Raw genomic sequence first — 25443 nt, 5'->3', positions numbered from 1 at the left:
GGCGGCCCCGGCCTGGTCCCGGTTCGCATTGTCCCGGGTCACGGCCGGGGGACCGGGTCCGCGTCGGCGGGCATCGGGACCGGAACCGGAATCACCACGACCGGGCAGGTCGCCGTGCGGATGCATGCCTCGCTTACCGAGCCGAGGACGGTGTGCCGGATCCGGCTGTGCCCGTGGCTTCCGAGAACCAGCAGGTCGGCCGTGCGGCCGGCGCGAGCCAGGGTCTCGCCGGGGCTTCCCTCGACCACCCGGGCGGCGACCGGCACGTGCGAACCGCACCGGACGGCCAAGGCCCGGACCTCGTCGTCGAGCAGGCGAGTCGCCCGCCCTTCGGCCTCCTGCGGGCTGGTCGCGGTGACCGGGCCGAACTCGAGCCCGTCCCACGACCAGGCGGTGACGGCCTCGACGGCCCCACCGCGGCCGCCGGCCTCTCGGACTGCCCAGTCCAGCGCGCGTCGTCCGCCGTCCGATCCGTCCACTCCCACCACGATCAAATACCGCTGTGTCATGACGATCCCTCCGGGCGTGCGCCGATTGGCTATCGCCTCCACCGTGGAGCGCCGCGCTCCGGGCGAACAGGGCCATTGGTCGCGTCTGTTCGGGAACCTCGGGCCTTAAGACTCTGCACCGGCTGTCCGAATCCCTCCTACCGTGAGGCGACAAAGGAGGTACGTGATGAAGAGCTGGACTGTTAACGACGTGATGACCGAGGCGGTCGTGTCAGTGGACCAAGCCGCCTCCTACCGGTCGATGGTGGACATGCTGGTCGAGCACCGATTCAGCGCCGTGCCCGTGGTGGACGACTTCCGCCGCGTCCTTGGTGTGGTCAGCGAGTCCGATCTTCTCCGGAAGATCGAGTTTGCCGGGAACGAGGAGCCTCGGCTGTTCGACGGCCGGCGCCGCCGGGCAGCGAAGGGGAAGGCACATGCCCGGACGGCCGGCGGCCTGATGAGCGCACCGGCGATCACGGCGCTCAGCGGCACCTCGATCGCTGCGGCGGCCCGCAAGATGGATGCCGAGAAGGTGAAGCGGCTGCCGGTGACCGACGAACTCGGCCGGCTGATCGGGGTCGTGACCCGCGGTGACCTGCTCAAGGTGCACCTGCGCCCGGACGACGACATCGGGGCCGAGTTGGAGAGTCTGCTCCACGGCGCGTTCGACGGTCGTGCTTCCGGGATCACCGCGGCCGTCACCGAGGGAGTGGCGACCCTGACGGGCGAGGTCGAATGGTTGTCGACGGCGAGGGGAGTTGCGCACATGGCGCGCCGCGTCCCGGGGGTGGTCGACGTTGTCGACCGGATCTCCTTCAACATCGACGACACCGCCGACCTGGGCACCGGTGTCGGCTTCGGTTCCGCGTGAGCCGTCATCCGCGGTCAGGGACCTCCAGCCCGTCCAACTAGGACTCGATGCTCTGCTTTCGCCGAGGGGCAAGGCGCACGCTCAGAAGAGAGAGCGTGAGAGGAGCAGTCATGAGAGTCAATCCCATCATCGTCGGCGCCGACGGCACCGACTGGAGCACGGCGGCGGTGAGGTGGGCGGCGCGTGAAGCGCACCGGCTCCACCTCCCGCTCCGGGTCACCCACGTCTTCGACTGGGAATGGCGTGAGGCCCGCTACGACATGAGCCAGGACTACCTGGATCTGCCCCGCTGTCAGGCCGAGGCGATCACCGCGAAGGCCGCGTACGAGGCCCGAATGATCGACCGTGGTCTGCAGATCGACGACGATCTGGTAGTCGGCAACCCCGCACCGCGGCTGCTCGCCGACTCGGAGAACAGTCGCCTGATCGTGCTGGGCAGCCGCGGGCGCGGCGGCTTCGGCAGCCTGCTGCTCGGCTCGGTGAGCCAGCGGGTGGCCACCCACGCCAAATGTTCGGTCGTCGTGGTTCGCGGCCGGGGTGATGTCACCGACGGCCCGGTGGTGGCGGGCGTCGATGACTCACCGTCCGCCGACCTCGTGCTGGAGACGGCGTTCGACGCTGCCGACCGGCGTGGGAGCACGCTGCGGATCGTCCGTTCCTACCTACCGCCGCTTCCGTTGTGGATGGCGAGCCTGCAGGCCGTCGACGTGCCTACGCCGGTCGCCGAGGCGGAGGAGCGGGCGCGGCTCGAGGAGCAGCTTGCACCGTGGCGTGACAAGTTCCCCGATGTGTCGGTCGAGCTGGTGCTCACCCACGAGAGCGTGGCATCCGCACTGGTCAACCAGTCCGAGCAGGCTCAGCTGGTGATGGTGGGCAGCCGCGGGCGCGGGGTCATCGCGGGTGCCCTGCTCGGCTCGACCGGCCTGCAGTTGCTGCACCACGCCGAATGCCCGGTCTACATCGTCCGCCCATCGGCGGAGGGACCGAACTGACAACCGCCCGAGGAGACCGTCATGACCGTCATCTGGTTGATCGTCTGGCTCGTGCAGGGCACCCCGGACGTCGCGTCCTGGGGACCGTGGAACAGCTGGGGCATCGCGCTGTTCGTCTGCCTGGCCGTCGACCTGGTCGGCGCGCTCGGCCGATCGAGTCGCGTCCGTAACCCCCGCCGGCAGTAACCGCGCGGAACACCACTCGATGAAGGAGCCGGCGGCCGCTCCGGTCTGGCGGGGCCGGAAGCCATCGATGGCCGGGAGGCTGGGCCGTCTCGCCCGCGAGGCACTGGAGACGGACCCGGCCTCACGGTCCACCGACCCGACCGGACGGCTTCCACGGGACCAACGGCCCTGGAAGATCCGGCCGGTACCGAGGTCTGGTTGAACAAAGGCCACCCGAAGTGGGGAGGAGCGATGACCATCACCAGCGTTCCGCCGTCGCGGAAGGTCCTCGCCGACTGCGTCCGGACGGCCGCCGCCGCACCGTCACTGCACAACAGCCAGCCATGGCGGTTCCGGATCGAAAGACCCAGGATCGAGGTGTACGCCGATCCGGCGCGCCGCCTGCACATCATCGACGCGACGCGATCCTCGGCCTGGCCCAGGAGGCCGACCGGCGGTTACGCGAGCGGCCCGGGTACCGGGAGGAGCTCGCCCGCTGGACCGGCCCCACGGTCCGGCACGACGGTGTGCCGAGCTGGGCGGTCGGACCGTGGGACGCCCTCGAATCGATGCCGATCAGGGACCTCGGAGAGCTGTCCGAGCTGCCCCGCCAGACCGCGAAATTCGAGCCTTATCCGACGGTCGTGGTGCTGGCCACCGACGGCGACGACCGCGCCGACTGGCTGCGCGCCGGCCAAGCCCTGCAGCGGGTGCTGCTCACCGCGACCTGGCAGGACCTGTCCACCACGCCGATCAGTCAGCCGGTCGAGATACCGGCCGTCCGCCGCCTCCTGGCGGCCCCGAACGCCCGCCGCTTCGCGCAAATGGTGCTGCGAGTGGGCTACGGCAATCCAGCCGGCCGTACGCCCCGGCGCCCGGTCTCCGAGGTGCTGCTGCCGGAACCCGAGGAGAAGAAATGACATCGTTGCAGGTCATTGTCGGCTACGACGGTTCCGTCGCGGCCGGAGCGGCCATCGAGGTGGCCGCCGCACTGGTGCCTCAGGCGCACGCGCGGATCGCCTACCTGTGGGTGCCCCCGTTCGCCGACGAGACGCTGCGCCGCCGTCTCTGGCACGGCACGCGGCGAGTCGACGACTTCGTCGCCGCGGTGGAGCGGGAGGGCGCCGCCGAGTCCATGCGCGTCGCCACCATGGGTGTCGCGCTGGCCCGGGCGGCTGGCTGGGAAGCCGAACCGCTGGTCGAACGCGGCTACGGCGGCGAAGGAATGCAACTGGCCGAGCTCGCCGAGAAGCTCGAACCCGATCTGCTCGTGCTGGGCTCGCGTGGTCTCGGCGGCGCCCACGCCCTGCTCGGCAGCGTCTCCGACATGGCCGTGCACTACGCGCCCCGACCGGTCCTGGTGGTGCCGCACCCGTTGCTGCTCAACGAGCGAGCGTCGCTGACGGCAGGGCCTGTTCTGGTCGGCTGGGACGGCTCGCCGGGGGCGCAGCGTGCGCTGGCCGTCGCGGAGGAGTTGTTCGGCCGGCGCCGGCTCGTTCTCGCCGCGGTCCACGACGGAGCGCCGGAGCAACCGGCACCGGAGGGTTACGAGGCGCTCACCGCCGAGGAGCTGGCCGGGCACCCGAGCGGCCGAGCGGTGGCCGACGCGCTCGCCCGGCTGGCCACCGAGCACAAGGCGGCCGCGGTGGTCGTCGGCTCCCGGGGCCGATCGGCGATCCGGGAGATCCTGCTCGGCAGCGTCGCGATGGCAACCCTGCACCACACCGCACGTCCCGTCCTCGTGGTGCCACATCGTGTCCGCGAGCGCACCGGGAATGCCACCGCCACCGACCGGATCGAGATCACCACCGCACCCGCCCGGATTGTCGCCGGCCGGCGCGGGCGGGTCGCCCCGGCGGAGATCGAGGCGTTCTTCAGCCGGGCAATTCCGGCCGTCGCCGCCGAACTGGCCCACATCGGCGCGACGGTCACCGGCCCGCCGACCGCCGTCTACTCACACGAGCGGAGCCAGGTGTTCGACGTGACCGCCGGGTTCCCGGTCGCCGCCGAGCCCTCGGCAACACCCGGGCTCGCCGTCGAGCACCTTCCCGCCGGCCAGGTCGTCCGCGCCGAGCACATCGGACCGTACTCGACCCTGCCGGCCACCTACGCCCTCCTCGCCAACTGGTTCGGCGACCACGCCCGGACACCACCGCGGATCATGTGGGAGGAGTACGTCGCCGGGCCGGGAGACACCAGGGAGTCCGACTACCGCACGCGGATCGTCTATCCGCTGAACTGACCCAGCCGGTGACTATCGGCCCTTGCCGAGCCCGGACATCGAGGGCTGTGCTGGAAGAGCGACGGAACGGTCGGTGATCCAGCGCGCCTACTGCCCTGTGTTCCTTGTCGACTGAGTTGGAGAGGGATTATGCGCGTCCTGGTCGCCTACGGCACCACCGGTGGCGGCACCGGTGAGATCGCCGCCTGGATCGCCGACGAACTGCAGGCCGCGGGACTCACGGTCAGTCTCGTACCGGCGGGTGAGGTCACTGGCGTCGCGGAGTACGACGCGGTGATTCTCGGTTCCGCCCTTTACGCGTACGGCTGGCACGCCGACGCACGCCGATTCGTGCAGCGGTTCTCGCAGCGGCTCACCGGCCGCCCGGTCTGGCTGTTCAGCAGTGGGCCGCTGGACGTCTCGGCCGATACCGGGCCGGTGCCGCCGGTACGGCACGCCGAGACGGCCCTGCGTGAGCTCGGCGCCCGGGAACACCAGACGTTCGGCGGCCGGATGACCACCGACGCGCACGGCTGGCTCGGCCACGTCGCCCGCCAGCTCGCTCGGGAAGGACATGCCGGCGACTTCCGCAACCCCGGCCGCGTACGCGCCTGGGCGCGAGGCCTGGCCGACGAGATCACCGCGTCCTGACGGCGAGCCCATCGATCCCGCCGCTGAAGGACCGGCCGGCGTCCCTCGGGCAAAGGCGCGGGCCGCCACGGCTGCCGAGTTGATGAGCGTGCCGCCGGTCGTCGCGTCAGCCGCCGATGATGGCCTTACCCGTACCGCTCAACCGTGTGCTTGGTCTGGGGGAGTTCGCGTTGCGCCGGAAGCCCACGAAGGCCAGGTAGGTGTGGGCCTGCCGCTCGTTCTTCTCCTCGGACCGGCGCAGGGCCTGGGCCGCGCCCGTCAGCCGCCGGCGCCACAGGGCGGTCCTTCCGAGATCGCGGTCCGGCATCCGGCGATACCGAGGGTCGTTGGCGGCGGCCAGCGCCCGTATCCGCTCGGTCTCCCGCTGTAGGCCTGCGCTGAGGGCATTGCGGCCCGAACCGGATGCGCCAAGCACGCCGCCCGGCCTGTAGTGGCCGGGCGGCGCGGGACAGTTCGGTCAGATCAGCCAGCGGTTCTTCTGCACGAGGGGCAGGGAAGCCCACCAGCGGCCGAGTCCCCAGGTGTGTCCCGCGTAGGTCAGGGCCAGGACCACGCCGGCGAGGGCGTAGATGAAGTGGTAGTCGGTGACCGGGTTGGTAGAGCCGCTCGGCTCGCCCGCGGCCGTGGTCTTGTCCAGCGGCCATTCGGCGATCCACATGAGGGCCATCATCGCGACGCCCGCGCCGGCGGCGATGCGCATGCCGATACCGAGGACGAAGGCGAGGCCGATGCCGAGCAGGCCGAGCATGAACAGCCAGTTCGCCCAGCCGGCGCCGGCGATGTTGTGGAAGAAGTCCTGGAGCCAGGTGGGTCCGACCTCGACGCCGGACAGGAAGCCCTTGGTGGGGGAGCCGCCGTTGATCCAGGCCCGGGCCGACGGGGTGGCGTAGCCCCAGCCGAAGGTCTTGTCGAAGAACGCCCACAGGAACACGAAGCCCGTGGAGATGCGCAGGACGGCGAGTGTCCTCGCGGCAGTGTGGGTGAGCATGGAGCCGGGCGCTTCGACCTTCTCGAGGTGCGCGGCGGTGCCCCGGCCGATGGTTGTCATGATGTCCCTCCTCGATCGATATCCGTACCTATGACGATGCACGGCTGGCAGCTGGAGCAAAGGAGCCCGACGGCCCGAAGGTTCGGGACCTAAGTCCTGTTCAGCAGAGCGGCCGGGCGACGAGGACCGGACACTGCGCGTGCTGCAGCACGTGCCGTCCGGTGGACCCGAGCAGAGCCGCGCGCAGGGCGCCCCGGCCACGGCTCCCCACGATCACCAGCTGCGCGTCGACGGACGCACTGACCAGGACGGAGGTGATGCTCCGATGGGTCAGCTGGATCTCGACCGGCACGCCGGGGAACCTCTGGCGTTCGGATTTGAGTTGTTCTTCCAGTCGAGCGGCCTCGGCCTGCTTCAGTTCCGCCGGCCACGGCTGCATCGCCGGAGCGAACGCGCGCACGACCACCAGGCGTGCCGCGCGCGCGGCCGCGGCGGCGAAGGCCGTTTCCAGAACCTGGGCCGTGGCGGGCGAGCCGTCGACGCCGGCGCTGATCGGGCCGTCCCGGTTCGGGAGGCCACGGACGACCGCCACCGGGCACGGCGCGTGTGCGGCGACACGCAGGCTGACCGAACCCAGTAGGAGACCGGCGAAACCGCCGCTGCCCCGGTGCCCCAGGACTACGAGTTCCGCGTCCCGGGCAAGTTCGAGCAGCCGGCCGGCCGGATGTCCGGCCAGGGTGTCCGCCGTGATCTCGAGGCCCGGGGCGATGTCCCGGGCCCGCGCCGCCGTGGCATTGGTCGCCGCGGCGGCTGCGGACCACACCCGCTCGACGTAGGAACCGCTGCCGGACTCCGGCGCCTGACCGGAATCCCATTCGAGGATGTGCACGATGCGCAGCGGCAGTCGGCGGTACCGAGCCTCATCGGCTGCCCAATCGACGACGGCGGTGCTGACGGCGTTACCGGTCGTACCCACGACGACGGCGCGGGACTTCATGGCGAACCACCTCCGCCTTTCACCGTGGCGCGGCGGGCAGCTCGATATGCGTCTCCGGGCCCGGGAAGATGAGTCCGATGTGCCCGTCGTCCAGCCACCGCACCTCGTACGGCGGGGTGCCGTCGGCGTGCCGCAGCGCCGTGATGACGCCGACCCGCACGGCCGCGCCCACATGGATTCCCTTGACAACGATTCGATCACCGACGTGCGCGATCATCTCTGCCTCCCGGAGCTGGGCCGGCCGCGAGGCCGGCGGTCCTCTTGTCGCGAGGGTCCCACGCATTGGCGAACTGGGGCAGGGCCGATGTGCCTCTTTGAGCCGGTGGGTCCGGTGGCCATCAGCACTGCCGGTGACGCGGCCTCCTGCCGGGTCGCATCTACCTTGACGTCGTTCGGTGACCCGCGGTGCCGGTCAGCGGCGCGTGGGACACACTATGGATCACCTCGGTTCACGCTCCGAGTGCATGCGCGGGATGAACGACCGCGGCCGGGCAGCCGGCGCGTAGCAGAAGTTGGCGGCTGACCCAGCCCGGCAGCAGGCCGCCGACGACGACCAGTTGGGCCGAGTAGGACAGTTCGAGCAGCTGCCGGCGCGCGGATCCGCGACGCACGACGCGTTGGACCGCGAGGTCCGGGAAATGTACGGCAATTCCACCGAGCGCCTCGGCGAGCACTCGCTGCTGCTCCTCCTCACCGGACCCGAATTGGCGGCTCACGGGTAGGCCGGCGTTCAGTTCGGTGCCGTCGCTGCCCGTCCAGGTGTGCAGCGCGATCAGCTCGACGTTCCGCAGACATGCCTCCTGCGCGGCGAAGTCCAAGGCGGAAGCACACCCGGGGGAGCCGTCAACGCCGACCACGACGGGGCCGTACGGGTCCTGATGACCGTGCACGACGATGAGCGGGCAGGCACAGCGGGTGATGAGCTCGGTGTTCGCCGAGCGCCCGCCCACGAGGAGCATCACGGCGCCGTCGGCCACCGCCAGCAGTTGTGCGGCCGGGGAGCCGTCGACGATCTCCGAAACGACACCCGCCTCCGGGACCAGCCGGCGGGCGAGGCCGGCGGCCTCGGCCAAATCCTTACCGGCCAGCGACCGGCTTTCCCGGCGGGATCGCAGCGCCGGCCCGGCAGCAGTGCTCCAGCCCATCGGTGGCCAGCTGACGCAGCGGACGAGTCGCAGATTCCGATGCCGGAGTGCTGCCTCGCGAGTGGCTACCCGGACCACTTCCGGAGTGTCCGGCGAACCGTCGATCCCGATCACGACCGGTGCTCCTTCGTAGATCTCCATGACAGCTCCCTTCGCTCGACGTCAGCATCCCCGGGGGTCCTTCCCGCCGTCAGGGGCGTTGGTCCCCGACGACGACGGCGGTGGATGCGTCACCACGGCAAGCGCTGGAACCGAGAATCTGGCCGGCACATCGGGATACCTGTCGAAGGACCCTGTGCGGCGCGCCGTTCCGGGAACGAAAGTGGTCCAAAGAGCGGTCGTGAGGAGGTTGCGATGTCACGCGATGAGCACCTGAACGATGGCCATCAGACCGACATCCTGGTCGGCGTGGACGGCTCCCCGCCGTCCCGGGCGGCCCTGCGGTGGGCTCTGGACCAGGCGCGGCTCACCGGAGGTCGGGTCCGGGCCATCGCGGCCTGGGAGGTGCCGGCCTACACCGGATTGACCCTGATTCCGTACGACGATCTCGCTGCCGCCGCCGGAAAACTTCTCAGCACCACGGTGCAGGAGGTGCTCGGCTTCGATCCGCCGCCGGTGGAGGTGGATGAGATCGTGCTGCCCGGGCATCCGGCGCAGGTGCTCATCGACGCCTCGGCCCATGCGGCCCTGCTCGTGGTCGGTTCGCGGGGACACGGCGCGTTCGCCGGCACACTGCTCGGTTCGGTGAGTCAGTTGTGCGTCCAGCACGCCCACTGCCCGGTCGTGGTCGTGCGGGGCAAGCACTGAGTAAATCCGGAGATCTGGAGGTGCCGCATGTTCGGCTGGCAGGTCAAGGAACCCGGACCCGACATCCGGCGTGCGCTGATTCGCGTGCCGATGGTGGTGCCCCGGCCGGCGCCCGGCGAATTGCTCGTGGCCGTCGACGCGTGCGGTGTCTGCCGCACCGACCTGCACGTGGTCACCGGGGAGCTCCCGGTGCACCGCCCCCGCGTCGTGCCCGGCCACGAGATCGTGGGCCACGTGCTCGAGAGCGGGGACGGGGTGACCGGCTTCCGGGCCGGCGATCGGGTCGGTGCCGCCTGGCTGCGCGGCACGGACGGCACATGCCGGTTCTGCCGGGCCGGCGCGGAGAACCTGTGCCCCGAATCGCGCTACACCGGCTGGGACGCCGACGGCGGGTACGCCGACTTCACGACCGTGCCGGCGGATTTCGCGTACGGCCTGCCCGACGGCTACTCCGACGCGGAGCTCGCACCGCTGTTGTGCGCCGGCATCATCGGATACCGCGCGTTGCGCCGGGCTGATCTGCCGCCCGGCGGCCGGCTCGGCATCTACGGTTTCGGCGCGTCGGCCCACCTGACCGCGCAGGTCGCGATCGCCGAGGGAGCGCGGGTGCACGTGTTCACCCGCTCGGAACAGGCCCGGAAACTCGCGCTCGAACTCGGCGCGGTCTCGGCCGGCGACGCGTACGACGAGCCGCCTGAACCGCTGGAATCGGCGGTTCTGTTCGCACCGGTCGGTGATCTTGTGCCGGTGGCGCTGCGAGGCCTCGACCGAGGCGGCACGCTCGCGATCGCCGGCATCTACCTGAGTGACATCCCGGCCCTGAACTACGAGCGTGACCTGTTCCAGGAGCGAACGGTTCGCAGCGTCACCGCCAACACCCGGCAGGACGGCCGGGATCTGCTCGCGTTCGCGGCAAGCCATCGTCTTCAGGTCGCGGTCACGCCGTACCCGATGAACCGCGCCGCCGACGCCCTGGCCGACCTCGCGGCCGGCCGGGTCACCGGAGCGGCCGTCCTGTTGCCATGACGGCGGCGCCGTCACCCGCAGGGCCGAAGGTCCGCGGTGTGTGGGCGGTCGGCCCTGCCCGTCCGCGGACGCGGGCGCGAACGCTGGAGTTATGACCGAGACCCTGGCTGAGCCCGTCGCCGTTGACGGACGCCGGCCTCCACCCCAGCTGTTTCGTGATCTGCGCACGTCGGCCGACGGTCTGGGTGCCCGGGAGGCGGCTCGCCGGCTGACCGTGTACGGGCCCAACGAGTTGTCCCGGCGGCGCGGCCGGTCCTGGCCGGCCGAGCTACTCGCCCAGTTCACCCAGCCGCTCGCCGTGCTGCTCATGGTCGCCGCTGTGCTCGCCTGGTTCGGGGGCACCCCGGCGCTGGCGCTGGCCGTCGTGGCGGTGATCCCGCTCAACGCGGGCTTCGCGTTCGTGCAGGAGCGGCAGGCCGAGCGGGCGGTCGAGGCGCTCGCCGCCTACCTGCCCGCCACCGCGCGAGCTCTGCGGGACGGCCTGCTCGCCGAGGTACCGGCGCGTGAGCTGGTCCCCGGTGACGTCATCGAGATCGCCGAGGGTGACCGCATCTGCGCCGACTCCCGGCTGATCGAGGGCGACCTGTCGGTGGATCTCTCCGCGCTCAACGGCGAGTCGGTGCCCGCGGGGCGGGCGGCCGACGCCGAGGTGGTGCCGGGGCCGTTGCTCGAGGCACGGGAACTCATCTTCAGCGGTACGGCGTGTGTCGCGGGGCAGGGCCGGGCCGTGATCATCCACACCGGGATGCACTCCGAGATCGGCCGCATCGCGGCGTTGTCGCAGCGTGGACGAACCGATCCGAGTCCGCTCGAACGGCAGGTGCGGCGGGCCACCTGGATCATCGCGATCGCGGCGGTGGCGGCCGGTGCGGCCTTCCTGCCGATCGGCGTGGTGGCCGGCCTGGGCTGGGCCGCGGCGATCAGCTTCGCGATCGGCCTGATCGTGGCGAACGTGCCGGAGGGGCTGCTGCCCACGATCACGCTGGCCCTCGCCGCCGGTGTCCGGGAGCTGGCGCGCGACGGCGCGGTGGTCAAGCGGCTGTCCGCGGTGGAGACGCTCGGCGCCACCACGGTCGTCTGCACCGACAAGACCGGCACGCTGACCGAGAACCGGATGCGGGTCACCCGGCTCTGGCTGCCCGGCGCGGAGATCGAGGCCGGAGATCCGCGTGGCCGGCGGCTCGCCGTCGCGGCGGCCCGGTGCACGACGGCACGCGAAAGCGGCGACGGCACAGCCGGCGGCACCGGCGATCCGACCGAACGGGCGCTGCTCCGGCTGGCCGCCGACCTCGGCGCGCCGGTGCACGCGGCCGACCGGGACCGGGAACGGGGCGCGCTGTACGCGTTCGACGCCAGGCTCAAGCGGATGTCCACCCTCGATGGAGATCTCGTCCACACCAAAGGCGCCGTGGAATCGGTGCTGCCGCTATGTATCGGAGTCCTGGCCGCCGACGGCACGACTGGCGCCCTGTCCGACGCCGCGCGAGCGAGCCTGTCCGCGGCGGTCGACCGGTACGCCGCCACCGGACTCCGGGTGCTCGCCGTCGCGACGCGGCAGGTTCCGGCGCCGCCCGCGGACCGTACCGCGGCGGAGCGTGATCTTCTGCTGCTCGGCTTGATCGCGATGGTCGATCCGCCGCGCACGGGCGTGGCCGAGGCCGTCGCGGCCGCTCATCACGCGGGCATCCGGGTGCACGTGATCACCGGTGACTACGGGCCGACCGCCGCCGAGATCGCCCGGCAGGTAGGAATCGGTGGGGACGGGCGGCGGATCGTGACCGGCGACCAGCTGGACCGGATGACCGAGGCCGAACTCGACGAGCTGCTGGCGGTCCCGGGCGAGATCGTTTTCGCCCGATCCTCACCGGAGGGGAAGCTGCGCATCTGCGAGGCGCTGCGGGCCGGCGGCCAGATCGTGGCGATGACCGGGGACGGAGTCAATGACGCCCCGGCGTTGCGGCACGCGGACATCGGGGTCGCGATGGGCCGCTCGGGCACCGACGTGGCCCGGGAGGCGGCCACCATGGTGCTCACCGACGACAACTTCGCCACGATCGTACGAGCCGTCGACGCGGGACGCCGGGTCTTCGACAACGTCCGCAAGTTCGTGCTCTACATCTTCGCGCACGCCGTACCGGAGATCGTCCCGTTCTTGATCTTCGCAATGTCCGGCGGTGCGGTACCGCTGCCGCTGACCGTGCTGCAGATCCTCGCCATCGACCTCGGCACCGAGACCCTGCCCGCGCTGGCACTCGGCCGGGAACCCGCCGAGCCGGGCCTGATGGATCGGCCGCCACGCCCGCCGGGGCAGGGCGTCATCGACCGGCGGTTGCTGCTGCGAGCCTGGGGCCTGCTCGGCGTCGTGTCCGCCGTCCTGGTCACGGCCGGGTACTTCTGGGCACTGTGGCGGGCCGGTTGGCACCCGGGGGCCGGCTTGTCCGGCGGGGACTATCGACGGGCCACCACCATGACCTTCGCGGGGATCGTGGCCTGCCAGATCGGGACGGCGTTCGCGGCCCGCACCGACCACGCGTCGCTGCGCTCGATCGGCCTGTTCAGCAACCGGTTGCTGCTGGCGGGCATCGCGTTCGAGCTGGTCTTCGCGGCCGTACTGATCTATCTGCCACCGCTGCAGCCGATTTTCAGCACGGCCGCCCTGGGGCCCGCCGAACTGGCCTTCCTGCTGCCGTTCCCGCTGATCGTCTGGGCGGCCGACGAGGTGTACCGGTGGCGCGGTAGGAGGACCCGTCCACGTGGGACCTTAGGCTCTGCCCCGAAGTCCTCCACAGCGAGAGGCTGAAGGGAGAGTACTGGAGGCTGGAGGACCACCATGACCTACCGCATCGCGATCAACGGCTTCGGCCGCATCGGCCGAAACTACCTGCGCCGCCTGATGGCCAAGGACATGGCCAACGCGGGTTTGCAGGTGGTGGCCATCAACGATCTGTACGACACCGGCATGCTCGCTCACCTGCTCGAGTACGACTCGACCTTCGGCCGCCTGGACACCGAGGTCGGCCACGACGGCGACCTGCTCAACGTCGGCTGGCACAGCATCCCCACGTTCACCGAGCGGTCACCCGAGGCGCTCCCCTGGGGCAGCCTGAACGTCGACCTCGTGATCGAGGCCACCGGCCGGCTGCGCACCCGCGACGACGCGGCGCTGCACCTCAAGGCCGGCGCCGACCGGGTGCTGATCTCCGCTCCGGGCAAGGGTGTCGACGCCACCCTGGTGCCGGGTGTCAACGCCGAGTCCTACGACCCGATCAGGCACCAGATCGTGTCGGCCGCGTCCTGCACGACCAACTGCGTCGCACCGCTGGCCAAGGTGCTCAACGACGCCTTCGTCATCGAACACGGCTATCTGACCACCGTGCACGCCTACACCAACGACCAGAACGTCCTCGACGCACCGCACAAGGACCCGCGCCGGGCCCGGGCCGCGGCCGTGAACATCATCCCGACCAGCACCGGCGCGGCCAAGGCCGTCGGACTTGTCCTGCCCGAACTGGCCGGCCGGCTGGACGGCGTCGCACTGCGGGTTCCCGTGGTGGACGGCTCGATCAGCGATCTCACGCTCGAACTGGGCACGGAGGTCACCGTCGAAGAGGTGAACGCGGCGGTGGCGGCCGCGGCCGTTGGCCCCATGCAGGGCATCATCCGCTACACCGAGGCACCCCTGGTCTCCACCGACATCGTCGGTGACCCGGCCTCCTGCGTGTTCGATGCCCGCCTGACCCAGGCGCGGGGCCGGCTGGTGAAGGTGTTCGGCTGGTACGACAACGAGTGGGGCTACACCAACCGCCTCGTCGATCTGACGAAGCAGATGTCGCGGAGGTGAGGTCATGCGTGCCAAGGACATCATGACCAGCCCGGTGCACACCGTGGCGCAGACCGCGACGGTGGAGAGCGCCGCCCAGTTGATCACCGCCAACGCGGTGACGGCGCTTCCGGTGGTCGACGGGGCCGGCCGGCTGGTCGGCATGGTCAGCGAAAGCGACCTGCTCTGGCACCGGGTGCCCGCGGACCCGACCGCGCACCTCAACCGGCTGCCCGACACCGACCCGGCCAACCGTCCGGGCATGGTCGCCGAGGTCATGTCGTCGGACCCACTGACCACCCGGCCGGACGCCGATGTCGCCGACGTCGCCGGAACGATGTTGGAGACCGATGTGCGCAGCATGCCGGTGGTGGAGGACGGCGTGGTGCTGGGCATCATCAGCCGCCGCGACATCCTGCGCGCCATGGTCCGCAGCGACGAAGTGCTCACCGCCGAGGTGCAGCACCGGCTCGACGAGTACGCGGGTGGCCACCGCTGGGCGGCGACCGTGCAGGGCGGCATCGCTCACCTCACGGGCGTCTTCGACGACGACCCCGAGCAGGGAATCGTCGTGGTGCTGGCGCGCACGGTGCCCGGCGTGGCCGCCGTCGACCTGGGCGCGACCCGGCCGAACGGCGGATGACATGTCCCGGCCGGAGGCGGGACGGGCCGGCACGACCGGGCCCGTCCTCGCCGGCATTCTGGCCGTGACATCCGCCGAGGACGTGTTGCGCGTGGCCTTCGACGAGGCCGAACGCCGAACCGTGCCCCTGCGGGTGGTGGCTTCCGTACTGTCCGAGGGTGACCGTCTGGTCCTTGGCGACGTGCTCGAGTGCTGGTCCGGGAAGTATCCGGGCGTGTCCGTGTCGACGTCGGTCCGCGGTGACCTCGACCCGGCTATCTGCCTCACCGCCGCCACTCGGACCTGCTGCCTGGCTGTGCTGAGCGCGCCGGGCGACGCGCGTACCGCAGCGGCGGTCGCGGCAGTGGCCCGGCGCGCGTCCTGCCCGCTGGTCGTGCTGCCTTCGGCAGACTGACAGAAATGAAGAGGCCGGCCCGGAGAAGCCTCCCCGGGCCGGCCAACTGCGGTCAGGCCGTGACTTCGTGCACGACCGCGATGCTGCAGACGGAGTGGCGCAGCAGGTGCTGGCTCACCGATCCCAGCAGCATGCCCCGCAGCGCACCACGGCCGCGCGAACCGACCACCAGCAACTGGGCCCCGGCGCTCGCCGTGGTCAGGGCGGCGGCCGGGTGCTCGGTGACCAGCTCCACCGAGATCGGGAGGTCTGGGTACTTCCCTCGCCATCCGGCGATCAGGTCGTCCAGGTGCCGCTTCTCCTCATCGGGGATCGGCGGCGCCTGGGGCTTCCAAGCCTGAACGACCCGCAGAGCCACGCCACGCGTGGCGGCCCTGTTCGGCCGCGAACGCGAGCGCAGCCTCGGACGAGCCGGAGCCGTCGACGCCGACCACCACCGGGGCATTGGAGTCTTCCTGTCCGCGCACGACGACCACCGGGCAGTGCACGTGTGCGGTGACCGCGACGCCGACCGAGCCGAGCAGGTTGGTGACGGCGCTGTGCCCGCGACTGCCGAGCACGACGAGCGCGGCCCGGGCGGAACGATCGACGAGAGCGAGCGCCGCGATCCCGTCGAGGGTCTTGGCCGTGATGGTGAGTGTGGGATGGGTGCGCCTCGCCTCCGCGAGGGCGGCCTGCATCACCTGCTTGATCGCTTGGTCGGTCTCGCTGTCCGGCCAGGCCGCTCCGGCCGGAACGGAGGGGGCGGAGGGCATCCAGACCGGCCACTCGTAGGCGAAGAAGAGCTCGACCGGCGCGCCGGTGCGTTCCGCCTCGTCGAGCGCCCACCGCGCGGCGTTCTTGGCGTCGGCGGAGCGGTCGTACCCGACGATGATTTTGCGGGTGTTCATGATGGCTCCTTTCCGGTTGTTACGCCGTGCTGAGGCGGCGTAGGAGGGGATCCGGCTCCGCACCGACCGGCGCGAGCCGAAGCTTGGCGTCCACCGCGACGACACCGTCCGGGCCGGCCAGGACCGGGTTGAGGTCGAGTTCGGCGATCTCGGGCAGGTCCTCGGCGAGCCGGCCCAGTCGCAGGAGCAGGTCCTCGAGCGCGGCGGTGTCCACCGGGGGCGTTCCCCGATAGCCGGTCAGCAGCGGGGCCGCACGCAGACCGCGCCACATCCGCCCGGCGTCCAGGTCGGTCATCGGGACCAGGCGCAGTGCGCGGTCACCGAGCAGGTCGGTGTGCACACCACCCAAGCCGAGCAGCACGACCGAGCCGAACTGCGGATCGTGGGCGATCCCGGCGACCAGTTCGACCGGAGCGGTCACCTGCGTCTGCACGAGCACCCCGGTATCGGGGCGGCCGGCGGCGGCCACCGGTTTGAACGCGTGCCGCACGGCGGCCGGACCGTTCAGCCCGACCCGCACGCCACCGCGGTCGGTCTTGTGCACCAGTTCGGGATCGGCGGACTTGAGGACCACGGGGTAGCCGAGCCCGTCGGCGGCCGCGGCGGCAGAAGCCGCCGACATCGCCGTCACCGCAGGCAGAACGCCGATGCCGTACGCGGACAGAATCGCGGCCGTGCGTTGGTAGTCCTGCCAGTTGCCTCCCTCGGCCAGCGCTTGCTCGACCAGAGCCCGAGCGCCTTCGGCGTCGACTCCGGCCAGCTCAGGCCGCCGGCCGAGCGGCTGCCGTTGCCACTCGGCGTAACCGGCGGCGGCGGCCAGCGCATGTACGGCACGTTCCGGCAGGTCGTAGACCGGCGCTCCCCGCTTCCCCAGCCGTACGGCCGGATCGCCACCGATCAGCACCACCGCCACCGGAAGGTCAGGGTTTTCGTCAGTTACCGTGCCGAGTGCCTCCATGATGGCGGCCGGCTGGTTGGCGTGGGTGCCGATGACGATCAGTAACAGCATGTCGGCGGTGGCGCTCCCGGCTGCCTTGACCGCGGCGGCCGCAAAGGCAGCGGGGGTGACTCCGGCGCCGAGATCGAGCGGATTGTCGCCGCCGGCCGCGGGCACGGTCAGGCCAGTCGCTTCGGCGGCGTCAGCCGCCAGGACGTTGAGACCGCCGGCGTTGCCCACGATCGCGAGTCTCCGCCCGGCGGGAAGAGGCTGGCCGGTGAGCATCCGGGCGGCGTCCATCAGGTCGCCGAGGTTGTCCGGCCGCACGACGCCGGCCTGCGCGAACAACGCGTCGACCGTAGCGGCGGGTGCGGCGGCGGCCGCGGTGTGCGAGGCGCCGGCCCGTTGACCCGCGCCCGAACGGCCGCTCTTGAGGGCCAGCACCGGCTTGCGACGCGCCAGCGCCCGGACGGTACGGGCGAACTTGCGGGGGTTGCCGAACGATTCGAGATAGAGCGCGACCGCCTGGGTGGCCGGGTCGTCGTACCAGTAGGCGATCAGGTCGTTGCCGCTGACGTCGGCCTTGTTGCCCAGCGACACGAAGGTGGAGATCCCGTGGCCGGCGTGGATGGCGTCCTCGACCAGCGCGATCCCGACCGCGCCGGACTGGGCGGCGACGGCCAGGCCGCCGGTCGGTGGCACGGCCGGAGCGAACGACGCGTTGAGCCGTACCGCCGGGTCGGTGTTGATCACACCGAGGCAGTTCGGGCCGACCAGCCGGATTCCGTGCTTCCGGGCGAACCGGACGAGGTCGTGCTGGCGGCGTCGCCCCTGCGGGCCGGACTCGCCGAAGCCCGCGCTGAGCACGACGGCGGCGCGGGCGCCCACGGCCGCGCCGTCGGCCAGCACGGCAGAGACGTGTTCGGCGGGCACGGCGATCACCAGCAGGTCGACCGGCGTCGGGAGCCGGCGCAGGGAGCGGTAGGCGGTGATCCCGTCGACCGGCTCACCGCTGCGGTTGACCGCGTACAGGGCGCCGGTGAAGCCGTATTCGCGCAGGCCGCGTAGCGTTTCGTGGCCGACACCGCCGGGCTTGTGGCCGGCGCCGACGACCGCGACGGCGGCGGGGGAGAGCAGCGCGTGCAGTGACGCCCGCTCGGCGGTCCGGTCACGCAGGTCGACGGATGCCTCGGCTTCGGGGTCGAGGGTGGTCAGGCCGACGTCGATGATGCCGTGGTCGAAGTGGGACCGGACGTGCGTGCTGAGATCACGCGCCGTCCGCAACATCGCGAAGTTCTCCGGGAGCACCTCTCCCACCAGTTCGGCGATGCCGTGGTGGCGGGCACTCGCCGCGAGGTGTTCCAGCAGCAGGGTGCCGATGCCCCGGCCGTGGTCGGGGCCGGCGACGAAGACCGAGAACTCCGCGCGCTGGCCGGGGCCGTCGGTGCGTTCGACGGAGGCGACCCCGACCAGCCGGTTGCCCTCGACGGCGAGGACGGCGATGTGCTGGTCGGACTCGGCCCGGCAGAGCCGGTTCACTTCGGCGGCCAGCGCGCGGTCACTCGGCTGGGCGAAGAAGCGCATCCGCAGGTCGTCCGGTGCGGCATTCGCGTACAGGCCGGCGAGGGAGTCGCGGTCGGCCGGCCGGACCGGCCGGATGGTGATGATGCCGCCGTCCAGGGCCAGCGCGTCGGCGCTGCCGGTGGGGGTCATCGTCCCGCCTTCCCGGCAGCGCGGTCCCGGGCGATGAGTACCGGGCAGTGGGCATGGTGCAACAACTGCAGGCCCACCGAGCCGAGCAGCCGTCCGGTCACCGTCCCGTGCCCGTGCGAGCCGACGACCACGAGCTGCGCGTTGTGCGAGCCCCGGACGAGCGCGGCGGAAGCGGTGTCGTGGGTGAGGACCGTTTCGACCGGCACCTCGGGGAACCGGCCACGCCACGGCTGCAGCAGCCGTCCGATCCTGGCCCGTTCCGAGTTTCTTTCCTGCTCGGTCGGGAGGTCCGCATGCCGGACCTCGGCCAGCCATCGGGGGACGGCCGGCGCGAACGAGTGCAGCACGATCAGGCCGTCACCGCGCCGGGACGCCGCATCGTAGGCCGCGTCGAGGACCCGTTCGGCGGACGAGTCGTGGTCGAGGCCCGCGACCACCGGCCCGTCGGGCTTCTCTCGGCCGCGCACGACGACCACGGGGCAGGGCGCGTGAGTGGCGAGACGATGGCCGACCGAGCCGAGCGTCAGGTCGGCGAAACCGCCCCGGCCGCGGTTGCCCACCACCAGCAGCTCCGCTCCGCGGGCCACTTCGAGCAGCTGGGGTATGGCGTGTCCGATCAGCGTGTCGGCCTCGACGGTGATGCCTGGGGCGGTGGCCCGGGCGAGGTCGTCGGCGGCCACGACGACGGCTTGGGCGATCTCCCGTGCCAGGTCGATGTAGTCGGTGCCGACCTCGAGCCGGGACTCGCGCCAGTCCCAGTCGAAGGCGTAGACGATCCGCAGAAGGGTCTGCCGGCGATGCGCCTCCGCAGCCGCCCACTCCACCGCTGCCATGCTCTGCCCGGTGCCGTCCGTGCCGACGATGATGGTCATGGCGGTCTCCTTCGATTCAGGCCCGGCCGTGGCGCAGCAGGCGCAGCGCAGCGCCGGGCAGCACGGCGATCAGGGCGCAGCCGATAAGTTCGATGCCGGTCAGCGGCTCGGTGCCGAGCAGGGTGCGCAACGGTTCCAGCAGCACCCCGCCGACCTGCAGCACGCCGGACAGGGCGACCGCGGCGAGCAGCCACGGGTTACGGTCGCCGCCGGGTGAGGTCTTGGCGCGCACGGCGAGCGCGACGCCGAGTTGGGCCAGCCCGAGCACGACGAACATCACCGACTGCCAGGGCCGCCCGGCCTGATCCGCCACCACACCGGCGGCCAGCACCACCGAGGCGACCGCCGCGCCACCGATCAGCACGCTCGCCAGCAGTCCGTCGCCGAGCACTGATTCCTGCGGCGAGCGGGGTGGCCGATGCAGGACGTCCTTCTCGGCCGGTTCGGCGCCGAGCGCTACACCCGGCACGCCGTGCGTGAGCAGATTGATCCAGAGCAGCTGGCCGGGCAGCAGCGCGAGCGGCATGCCCAGCAGCGGGCCGACGAGCATCACGAGCAACTCGGCGACGCCGCCCGAGAGCGCGTAGCGCAGGAACCGGCGGATGTTGTCGTAGATGCGCCGGCCCTCGCCGATCGCGTCCGCGACGGTCGCCAGGTTGTCGTCGATCAGGACCAGGTCGGCGGCCTGCCGGGCCACCTCGGTGCCGCCGCCCATGGCCACACCGATGTCGGCCCGGCGCAGCGCCGGTGCGTCGTTGACGCCGTCACCGGTCATCGCCACGACCTCACCCCGCTGTTGCAGGGCGGCCACGATGTCGAGTTTCCGGTCCGGCTGGGTGCGTGCGTACACCCGGGTGCCGGCGACGTCCTCGGCCGTGAGCGGACCGTCGTCGCCGCGGGCGACGCGGTCGCCCGGGCCGAGAATCCCGAGGTGGGTGCCGATGGCCGCGGCGGTCGCGGGGTGATCTCCGGTGATCATGAGCAGGCGTACGCCGGACGCCTCGAACGCCGCGGCGGTGCCGGCTGCCGTCGCGCGCAGCGGGTCGCCGATGCCGACCAGCCCGGCCGGACTCAGCGGCACCTCGGTGTCCGGCCGGTCGGCGACGGCGGTGGCGATGGCCAGCACGCGCAGGCCGTCGACGGCGAACTCGTGAGCCGCGGCGATCAGATCCGCGTGACGTTCCGGGTCCAGGACGGCTTCGGGCGCGCCCTTCGCGATGATCAGGTATTCGCCGGTCTCCAGGTGGTGCGCGGTGGTCATGCGCAGCGTGGCGTGGTCGAACGGCTGTTCCGCGACGCGGGGGGCCTTGGCCCGCTCGGTCGCCGAGTCGTAGCCGCACCGGCCGGCGAACGCGACCAGCGCGGCCTCCATCGGGTCGCCGGCCGCGCCCCACTCGCCATCCTCGCGCGGTGCCACCAGACTGGCGTCGTTGCAGAGCAGGCCGGCCAGGGCCAGGCGACGGAGCGCGTCGTCCACACCGGCCGGTAGCACGGTGCCGGTCGGCGTGTAGCCGGAACCGGTGACCTTGTGCCGCCCGCCGTCCACGGTCGCGGCTCGCTGCACGGACATCCGGTTCTCGGTGAGCGTTCCGGTCTTGTCGGCGGCGATCACGGTGACCGAGCCCAGGGTCTCGACGGCGTGCAAGCGGCGGGGGATGGCGCGGGTCCGAGCCATCCGGCGGGCGCCGAGGGCGAGCGCGAGGGTCACCACCGCGGGCAGGCTCTCCGGCACCGCGGCCACGACCAGGCTGACGGCGGTGATCGCCATCCGGACGACGGGCTGGCCGGCCAGCAGGCCGAGCGCGAAGACGATCGCGGAGACGGCGACGGCGGCCGCGCCGAGGGTCCGGCCGAGAGCGGCGAGCCGCCGCTGCAGCGGCGTGAGGCCCGGGGCGGTGCGAGACACCAGGTCGGCGATCCGGCCCAGGGAGCTGTCGGCGCCGGTCCGGACCACGACGCCCGTGGCCCGACCGGTGGTCAGCACGGTGCCGGAGCCGGCCGCCTCGCCCGCGTCTCGGTGTACCGGCACGGATTCGCCGGTCAGGGAGGATTCGTCGAAGGCGGCCCGCTCGGCGACGGTGAGATCGAGGTCGGCGGGCACGACGTCGCCCGCCTCCAGCCGTACCAGGTCGCCCCGGACCAGCTCCGCCGCGGGCATGATCCGGTCGAGACCGTCGCGGACCACCCGGGCGTTCGGCGCGGCGAGGTCGTCCAGAGCGGCGATGGCCGCGTCCGCGCGAACCTCCTGGACCACGCCGATCACCGTGTTGACGAACACGACAAGGGCGATGACCGCAGTGTCCGGGATGTCACCGAGAACAGCGGTAACCACCGCCGCGACCAGGAGCAACGCCACGAGAGGGTCGGCCAGCTGGTGGCCGACCCGAGCCGACAGACGGCGCCGCACCGGTTTCGCGACGACGTTGGGTCCGTCAGCGTCGAGACGTATCGCGGCCTCGACGGTGGTCAGGCCGGCGGGCGCCAGGTTGGTGTGCATGGCTATCGCCGAACGTCGTGCAGGGTGCGCAGACGGTATTCGTAGTCCTCGGAGTCGATCTCGCCGCGGGCGAACCGGTCGGCGAGAATTCGGTCGGCGTCGGAGACGGCCGGCTCGCTGGTGTGCGGAGCCCGCTGGAGCTGGGCGATCAGAAGCCCCGCGAGCAGGAACAGCGTCGGCAGCACGATGGCGAAGACGATGAGGGACCATCCGGTGCCCATACCAAATCCGTGGTTCATCATGGCTTTGTCCTTCCATGAGTCTCGATGTAATCGTCCGGCCGGGTTGCCCCGCAGAGCAGAGTCGATAGACCCTTTACAGCGGGTCAATCGGGGCCTTGGCCACGGCGTTGGTAACGACGACGACCGTCATCCCTTGGCGGTGCCGTCGGAGAACGGCCCGGCGGCGGCCGGATGACTTTTGGCCCGGTGGGAGCTGTCCACCGGCGGTGCCGGGCCGTGCCTCCCGCTTCTAGCCTGCGGCTATGGGCAGCAACGCAACTTCACCGCAGGTTCGGCCGGTGGTGGTCGGGGTGGACGGCTCGGGCAGTGCCCAGGGCACTCTCGACCTGGCCGTCGCCGAAGCGGCCCGGCTTGCGGCACCCCTGCTGATCGTGCACGCGTGGCCCGGCCGATATACCGGGGCCTTCCGCGGCCGGAACACTGCGGCACCGTCTGCGGACGGGCGGCATCTGCTCGAGGTCGCCGCCGCCCGTGCACGCCTCGCTCAGCCGGACCTTGCGATCAGCAATGCACATGTGGAGTCGCCCCTGGGCCGCCGACGGATCGGAGCCCTCCGCCGCGAGAGGTGGCTACGCCGCCGAACGCGCCTGCGCGGAGCGAGCCTTGGCAACGGCGCTCGTTCGGTGGTCCGCACGATTCCCCGGCGTACCGGTCGACCGCGAGATCGTGTCCGACCTGGACCTGGCGCCCACGATCGAGCGCGCGTCCCGCCGGGGCAGATTGCTCGTTGCCGGCATCGGCCGGCACGGACGATTCGCCGAACTCTTGTACGGATCGGCCGGTCCCGGACCGGTCGGCCTGCGATCCGCCCCGTGCCCGGTGGTTCTCGTGCCGGAGGACTGGCCTGCCGGCGGCCTCGCGTCGGGTCATGCCACAACGGCGGCCGGGCCGCGCTGATCGCGACCCGGCCGCCACATCTCAGACTCGATGCCGTTCGGTCAGCAGTGCGGCGGCGACCCCGGCCGCCCACCGCCGGGCTTTTTCCGGTTCGCCGGCCACGAGTGGGCCGCAGGTGCCGGCCGGCCCTATCGCCCGGTCGATAGGTGAGCGACGAGACCTCGCGTTGCAGGTCTGGGTGACCCGGTGTGCCGTAGCCGAAGCGGATGGCGATCTGTGGGTGGCCGGATCGGCCCAGCGCCCGGCGCAGTTGGTCGTTGGCGGCCGGCACCTCGACCGGCTGGCTGATGAGAGAGGTGCCGAGACCGGCGGCGGGTACCGGGTTGGGCCGGAAAGGTCCGCGATTGCCGAAGCGGCGCGAGGACGACGGCGTCGCTGCTGACTCGGAGGGTGGCGCGTGCCCTCCCGGCTTGGGCATGACGGGGAATATTGGACAGGGCCTCGCGCAGTACGGCCATCAGCTCCGCAGACGTAGGACTTTCGGCCCTGCGACGCGAGGTTGGCAGGGGGTACGAAGGATAGATGATTCGCGTTTTTCTCCTCGACGACCATGAAGTGGTCCGCCGGGGCCTTGTCGACCTTCTCCAGGCCGCCGGTGACATCGAGGTGGTGGGCGAATCAGGCTCGGCCCAGGAAGCGACCCGCCGGATCCCGGCCTTCCGGCCTGATGTGATGATTCTGGACGGCCGATTGCCCGACGGCAGCGGCATCGATGTGTGTCGCGACGTCCGGGCGATCGACTCGTCGATCAAGGGCTTGATCCTCACTTCCTACGAGGACGACGAGGCCCTGTTCGCCGCGATCATGGCGGGCGCCTCCGGTTATGTGCTCAAGCAGATCCGCGGCACCGACCTGGTCGACGCGGTGCGCCGGGTCGCCGAGGGGCAGTCGCTGCTCGACCCGGCGATCACGCAGCGGGTCCTGGAGCGCATCCGCAACGGTGTGGAGGCGCCGCGCGAGCTGGCCGGGCTGACCGACCAGGAGCGCCGGATCCTGGAGTTCATCGCCGAGGGCCTGACCAACCGGGAGATCGCGTCCCGGATGTTCCTGGCCGAGAAGACGGTGAAGAACTACGTGTCGCACCTGTTGGCGAAGCTGGGACTGGAGCGGCGCACGCAGGCGGCGGTTCTGGCCACCCGCCTGCGCGGCGATCACCTCCGGAGCTGATCTGCGGCCCGGCGGACTCCTTCTTGCGCGAAGCTGCAGCGTGCCGATCAAAGGTCGGAAGGCAGGAGAACCTCGGCCACCGCACGGCGGGGCGTGGGGTGGCCCGGCACGCCGTACCCGAGCCGAATTGCCAGCTGGGGAACGCCACGGCGGCCAAGAGAGCGGCGGAGCTGGTCACGCGCGGCCGGAACCTCGATCGGCTGGGACAGCATCGAAGCGGCCAGGCCGGCCGAGGTCGCGGTCAGTAGGACTTTTTGCAGTGCCTGCCCGGCGACGATCTGGTCCAGCGGCCGGTCACCCCCGGCACCGAGGATGCCAACGAGCGGCTCGGGCTCGTAGTCGCGGCCGGGAGCACGACGATGGTCGGAGAACGACCGTTGTGGCAGAAGATCCTGCGGCTCGGAACTGGGAGCCCCGGCGCTGATGGGAACGCCGTCCGGTGCGACGTCGGTGTGGGTCCAGGATGCCAGTTCGTACTGGTATCGAGCGGTCCGGTGCAGCACCCGGTCGGCACCCTGAGCGATCTCGGCGAAGCCGCTGAGCGCGGTCATCCCCACCAGCAGCTCGAGCCAACCCCCCTCGGCTCGAGCCGCCTCGATAAGCCGCAGGCGGGTTTCGGCGGGCACCGGGTCGGGCCAGAACGGCGCCCGGTTGCTGTGGCGGTGGGCGATGGCGGCGTGCAGATCCGTCTCGGCGTACGTTGTCAGCCGCTGCTTGCCCGGGGTGAGGCGGGCGATGAGATCCGGGTCGGCGGGATCCGGGCCGAGCTCGACGTCGGCCGGGACACCGGCGACAGCCAAGGCGAGTCGGGCGTTGAAGACCGCCGCGCCACAGGCCAGCCGCACCGCCCAGCCGGCTCGATCGGCAACGGCGAGTTGACGGGCCGGGTCGGCGAGTATCTCGATCGCGCCGTTCCGCAGGCGGAAGAACCACGGTTGCGTGTTGTGCATCGACGGCGCGCGGATACCTGCTGCGGCCGCTCGCTGAAGGTCGGTCTCTGAGTACGTGTTCACAGCA

At 71.5% G+C, this 25443-nt stretch carries 27 protein-coding genes; 14 read left to right on the top strand and 13 right to left on the bottom strand.

Going from position 1 to position 25443, the window contains the following annotated elements; all coding sequences use genetic code 11:
* Positions 1-38 precede the first annotated feature (38 nt).
* Positions 39-509, bottom strand: coding sequence for a universal stress protein (locus Ate02nite_RS30365; protein ID WP_203811269.1), 471 nt, complete (start codon positions 507-509; stop codon positions 39-41).
* A gap of 166 nt (positions 510-675) precedes the next feature.
* Between Ate02nite_RS30365 and Ate02nite_RS30360 the strand changes: the two genes are divergently transcribed.
* The 6 genes from Ate02nite_RS30360 to Ate02nite_RS30335 all read left to right on the top strand — a co-directional run bounded on the left by Ate02nite_RS30360 (position 676) and on the right by Ate02nite_RS30335 (position 5391).
* Positions 676-1362 (top strand): CBS domain-containing protein, encoded by a 687-nt coding sequence (locus tag Ate02nite_RS30360; RefSeq protein WP_203811268.1) that lies wholly within the window; start codon positions 676-678, stop codon positions 1360-1362.
* Between the two features lie 110 nt (positions 1363-1472).
* Positions 1473-2354 (top strand): universal stress protein, encoded by an 882-nt coding sequence (locus Ate02nite_RS30355; protein WP_203811267.1) that lies wholly within the window; start codon positions 1473-1475, stop codon positions 2352-2354.
* A 21-nt stretch (positions 2355-2375) separates the two neighbouring features.
* Entirely contained in the window at positions 2376-2540 is a 165-nt protein-coding gene (locus Ate02nite_RS30350) for a hypothetical protein (protein WP_203811266.1), read from the top strand.
* A gap of 323 nt (positions 2541-2863) precedes the next feature.
* The gene (locus tag Ate02nite_RS30345; RefSeq protein WP_239147807.1) at positions 2864-3439 is read left to right on the top strand and encodes a nitroreductase family protein; all 576 of its coding nucleotides are present in this window, start codon (positions 2864-2866) and stop codon (positions 3437-3439) included.
* Complete coding sequence (locus tag Ate02nite_RS30340; RefSeq protein ID WP_203811265.1) at positions 3436-4761, top strand: universal stress protein; 1326 nt, start codon at positions 3436-3438, stop codon at positions 4759-4761. Before Ate02nite_RS30345 ends, Ate02nite_RS30340 begins: the two co-directional genes overlap by 4 nt.
* 129 nt (positions 4762-4890) lie before the next feature.
* Positions 4891-5391 carry a flavodoxin domain-containing protein gene (locus Ate02nite_RS30335; protein ID WP_203811264.1) on the top strand — a complete coding sequence of 167 codons (501 nt, stop codon included), beginning with the start codon at positions 4891-4893 and terminating at the stop codon, positions 5389-5391.
* Positions 5392-5497: 106 nt separating this feature from the next.
* On the opposite strand, the gene Ate02nite_RS30330 is transcribed toward Ate02nite_RS30335, so the two are convergent.
* The 5 genes from Ate02nite_RS30330 to Ate02nite_RS30310 all read right to left on the bottom strand — a co-directional run bounded on the left by Ate02nite_RS30330 (position 5498) and on the right by Ate02nite_RS30310 (position 8662).
* Positions 5498-5698: a hypothetical protein gene (locus Ate02nite_RS30330; protein ID WP_203811263.1), complete on the bottom strand. Its 201-nt coding sequence runs from the start codon at positions 5696-5698 to the stop codon at positions 5498-5500.
* 150 nt (positions 5699-5848) lie between these two features.
* Entirely contained in the window at positions 5849-6439 is a 591-nt protein-coding gene (locus tag Ate02nite_RS30325; RefSeq protein WP_203811262.1) for a DoxX family membrane protein, read from the bottom strand.
* A 100-nt stretch (positions 6440-6539) separates the two neighbouring features.
* Positions 6540-7376: a universal stress protein gene (locus Ate02nite_RS30320; protein ID WP_203811261.1), complete on the bottom strand. Its 837-nt coding sequence runs from the start codon at positions 7374-7376 to the stop codon at positions 6540-6542.
* A 19-nt stretch (positions 7377-7395) separates the two neighbouring features.
* Positions 7396-7593: a DUF1918 domain-containing protein gene (locus tag Ate02nite_RS30315; protein WP_203811260.1), complete on the bottom strand. Its 198-nt coding sequence runs from the start codon at positions 7591-7593 to the stop codon at positions 7396-7398.
* A gap of 232 nt (positions 7594-7825) precedes the next feature.
* Positions 7826-8662, bottom strand: coding sequence for a universal stress protein (locus Ate02nite_RS30310; RefSeq protein ID WP_203811259.1), 837 nt, complete (start codon positions 8660-8662; stop codon positions 7826-7828).
* Between the two features lie 213 nt (positions 8663-8875).
* Here Ate02nite_RS30310 and Ate02nite_RS30305 point away from each other — a divergent pair, with 213 nt between their 5' ends.
* The 6 genes from Ate02nite_RS30305 to Ate02nite_RS30280 all read left to right on the top strand — a co-directional run bounded on the left by Ate02nite_RS30305 (position 8876) and on the right by Ate02nite_RS30280 (position 15211).
* A complete protein-coding gene (locus Ate02nite_RS30305; RefSeq protein ID WP_203811258.1) occupies positions 8876-9328 on the top strand; it encodes a universal stress protein in 453 nt (150 codons plus the stop codon).
* Between the two features lie 27 nt (positions 9329-9355).
* On the top strand, positions 9356-10354 hold the full coding sequence (locus tag Ate02nite_RS30300) for a zinc-binding alcohol dehydrogenase family protein (protein WP_203811257.1): 999 nt from the start codon (positions 9356-9358) through the stop codon (positions 10352-10354).
* 91 nt (positions 10355-10445) lie between these two features.
* Complete coding sequence (locus tag Ate02nite_RS30295; RefSeq protein WP_203811256.1) at positions 10446-13154, top strand: cation-translocating P-type ATPase; 2709 nt, start codon at positions 10446-10448, stop codon at positions 13152-13154.
* A gap of 30 nt (positions 13155-13184) precedes the next feature.
* Positions 13185-14195, top strand: a complete 1011-nt coding sequence (gap, locus tag Ate02nite_RS30290) for a type I glyceraldehyde-3-phosphate dehydrogenase (protein ID WP_203811255.1) — start codon at positions 13185-13187, stop codon at positions 14193-14195.
* Positions 14196-14199: 4 nt separating this feature from the next.
* The gene (locus tag Ate02nite_RS30285) at positions 14200-14817 is read left to right on the top strand and encodes a CBS domain-containing protein (RefSeq protein WP_203811254.1); all 618 of its coding nucleotides are present in this window, start codon (positions 14200-14202) and stop codon (positions 14815-14817) included.
* A 64-nt stretch (positions 14818-14881) separates the two neighbouring features.
* Positions 14882-15211, top strand: a complete 330-nt coding sequence (locus Ate02nite_RS30280; protein WP_203811253.1) for a hypothetical protein — start codon at positions 14882-14884, stop codon at positions 15209-15211.
* A gap of 52 nt (positions 15212-15263) precedes the next feature.
* On the opposite strand, the gene Ate02nite_RS49055 is transcribed toward Ate02nite_RS30280, so the two are convergent.
* From Ate02nite_RS49055 to Ate02nite_RS30255, 6 genes are read right to left on the bottom strand one after another with little or no spacing between them, the layout of a single operon-like run.
* The gene (locus tag Ate02nite_RS49055) at positions 15264-15569 is read right to left on the bottom strand and encodes a universal stress protein (RefSeq protein WP_239147806.1); all 306 of its coding nucleotides are present in this window, start codon (positions 15567-15569) and stop codon (positions 15264-15266) included.
* Positions 15514-16101: a universal stress protein gene (locus tag Ate02nite_RS30275; protein ID WP_239147805.1), complete on the bottom strand. Its 588-nt coding sequence runs from the start codon at positions 16099-16101 to the stop codon at positions 15514-15516. Before Ate02nite_RS30275 ends, Ate02nite_RS49055 begins: the two co-directional genes overlap by 56 nt.
* A 19-nt stretch (positions 16102-16120) precedes the next feature.
* Positions 16121-18751 carry a bifunctional acetate--CoA ligase family protein/GNAT family N-acetyltransferase gene (locus Ate02nite_RS30270; protein WP_203811252.1) on the bottom strand — a complete coding sequence of 877 codons (2631 nt, stop codon included), beginning with the start codon at positions 18749-18751 and terminating at the stop codon, positions 16121-16123.
* On the bottom strand, positions 18748-19623 hold the full coding sequence (locus Ate02nite_RS30265) for a universal stress protein (RefSeq protein WP_203811251.1): 876 nt from the start codon (positions 19621-19623) through the stop codon (positions 18748-18750). The genes Ate02nite_RS30270 and Ate02nite_RS30265 overlap by 4 nt, the downstream gene beginning before the upstream one ends.
* 16 nt (positions 19624-19639) lie before the next feature.
* Entirely contained in the window at positions 19640-22120 is a 2481-nt protein-coding gene (locus tag Ate02nite_RS30260) for a cation-translocating P-type ATPase (RefSeq protein WP_203811250.1), read from the bottom strand.
* 2 nt (positions 22121-22122) lie between these two features.
* Positions 22123-22341, bottom strand: coding sequence for an SHOCT domain-containing protein (locus tag Ate02nite_RS30255; protein WP_203811249.1), 219 nt, complete (start codon positions 22339-22341; stop codon positions 22123-22125).
* A 263-nt stretch (positions 22342-22604) separates the two neighbouring features.
* Here Ate02nite_RS30255 and Ate02nite_RS49860 point away from each other — a divergent pair, with 263 nt between their 5' ends.
* Together Ate02nite_RS49860 and Ate02nite_RS30245 are read left to right on the top strand one after the other, a co-directional pair.
* A complete protein-coding gene (locus tag Ate02nite_RS49860; RefSeq protein WP_203811248.1) occupies positions 22605-23405 on the top strand; it encodes a universal stress protein in 801 nt (266 codons plus the stop codon).
* Positions 23406-23781: 376 nt separating this feature from the next.
* On the top strand, positions 23782-24426 hold the full coding sequence (locus Ate02nite_RS30245) for a response regulator (RefSeq protein ID WP_203811247.1): 645 nt from the start codon (positions 23782-23784) through the stop codon (positions 24424-24426).
* A 47-nt stretch (positions 24427-24473) separates the two neighbouring features.
* Here the strand turns inward: Ate02nite_RS30245 and Ate02nite_RS30240 are convergent, their stop codons facing one another.
* Positions 24474-25439 carry an Acg family FMN-binding oxidoreductase gene (locus Ate02nite_RS30240; RefSeq protein WP_239147804.1) on the bottom strand — a complete coding sequence of 322 codons (966 nt, stop codon included), beginning with the start codon at positions 25437-25439 and terminating at the stop codon, positions 24474-24476.
* Positions 25440-25443: the final 4 nt, after the last annotated feature.

The organism is Paractinoplanes tereljensis, from assembly GCF_016862435.1.
Taxonomy (GTDB): domain Bacteria; phylum Actinomycetota; class Actinomycetes; order Mycobacteriales; family Micromonosporaceae; genus Actinoplanes; species Actinoplanes tereljensis.
Note: the sequence above shows the minus strand (reverse complement) of the source record. Positions and strands in the feature narration are given on the sequence as shown.

Bases quoted from the DNA above. Each gene is read 5' to 3' on its own strand.
- Ate02nite_RS30295 (WP_203811256.1), top strand. From the start codon at position 10,446: ATGACCGAGACCCTGGCTGAGCCCGTCGCCGTTGACGGACGCCGGCCT.
- Ate02nite_RS30335 (WP_203811264.1), top strand. From the start codon at position 4,891: ATGCGCGTCCTGGTCGCCTACGGCACCACCGGTGGCGGCACCGGTGAG.
- Ate02nite_RS30355 (WP_203811267.1), top strand. From the start codon at position 1,473: ATGAGAGTCAATCCCATCATCGTCGGCGCCGACGGCACCGACTGGAGC.
- Ate02nite_RS30325 (WP_203811262.1), bottom strand. From the start codon at position 6,439: ATGACAACCATCGGCCGGGGCACCGCCGCGCACCTCGAGAAGGTCGAA.
- Ate02nite_RS30275 (WP_239147805.1), bottom strand. From the start codon at position 16,101: ATGAACACCCGCAAAATCATCGTCGGGTACGACCGCTCCGCCGACGCC.
- Ate02nite_RS30300 (WP_203811257.1), top strand. From the start codon at position 9,356: ATGTTCGGCTGGCAGGTCAAGGAACCCGGACCCGACATCCGGCGTGCG.
- Ate02nite_RS30330 (WP_203811263.1), bottom strand. From the start codon at position 5,698: ATGCCGGACCGCGATCTCGGAAGGACCGCCCTGTGGCGCCGGCGGCTG.
- Ate02nite_RS30260 (WP_203811250.1), bottom strand. From the start codon at position 22,120: ATGCACACCAACCTGGCGCCCGCCGGCCTGACCACCGTCGAGGCCGCG.
- Ate02nite_RS30310 (WP_203811259.1), bottom strand. From the start codon at position 8,662: ATGGAGATCTACGAAGGAGCACCGGTCGTGATCGGGATCGACGGTTCG.
- Ate02nite_RS30350 (WP_203811266.1), top strand. From the start codon at position 2,376: ATGACCGTCATCTGGTTGATCGTCTGGCTCGTGCAGGGCACCCCGGAC.
- Ate02nite_RS30365 (WP_203811269.1), bottom strand. From the start codon at position 509: ATGACACAGCGGTATTTGATCGTGGTGGGAGTGGACGGATCGGACGGC.
- Ate02nite_RS30340 (WP_203811265.1), top strand. From the start codon at position 3,436: ATGACATCGTTGCAGGTCATTGTCGGCTACGACGGTTCCGTCGCGGCC.
- Ate02nite_RS30270 (WP_203811252.1), bottom strand. From the start codon at position 18,751: ATGACCCCCACCGGCAGCGCCGACGCGCTGGCCCTGGACGGCGGCATC.
- Ate02nite_RS30315 (WP_203811260.1), bottom strand. From the start codon at position 7,593: ATGATCGCGCACGTCGGTGATCGAATCGTTGTCAAGGGAATCCATGTG.
- Ate02nite_RS49860 (WP_203811248.1), top strand. From the start codon at position 22,605: ATGGGCAGCAACGCAACTTCACCGCAGGTTCGGCCGGTGGTGGTCGGG.
- Ate02nite_RS30245 (WP_203811247.1), top strand. From the start codon at position 23,782: ATGATTCGCGTTTTTCTCCTCGACGACCATGAAGTGGTCCGCCGGGGC.
- Ate02nite_RS30320 (WP_203811261.1), bottom strand. From the start codon at position 7,376: ATGAAGTCCCGCGCCGTCGTCGTGGGTACGACCGGTAACGCCGTCAGC.
- Ate02nite_RS30285 (WP_203811254.1), top strand. From the start codon at position 14,200: ATGCGTGCCAAGGACATCATGACCAGCCCGGTGCACACCGTGGCGCAG.
- Ate02nite_RS30305 (WP_203811258.1), top strand. From the start codon at position 8,876: ATGTCACGCGATGAGCACCTGAACGATGGCCATCAGACCGACATCCTG.
- gap (WP_203811255.1), top strand. From the start codon at position 13,185: ATGACCTACCGCATCGCGATCAACGGCTTCGGCCGCATCGGCCGAAAC.
- Ate02nite_RS30360 (WP_203811268.1), top strand. From the start codon at position 676: ATGAAGAGCTGGACTGTTAACGACGTGATGACCGAGGCGGTCGTGTCA.
- Ate02nite_RS30255 (WP_203811249.1), bottom strand. From the start codon at position 22,341: ATGGGCACCGGATGGTCCCTCATCGTCTTCGCCATCGTGCTGCCGACG.
- Ate02nite_RS30265 (WP_203811251.1), bottom strand. From the start codon at position 19,623: ATGACCATCATCGTCGGCACGGACGGCACCGGGCAGAGCATGGCAGCG.
- Ate02nite_RS30345 (WP_239147807.1), top strand. From the start codon at position 2,864: ATGGCGGTTCCGGATCGAAAGACCCAGGATCGAGGTGTACGCCGATCC.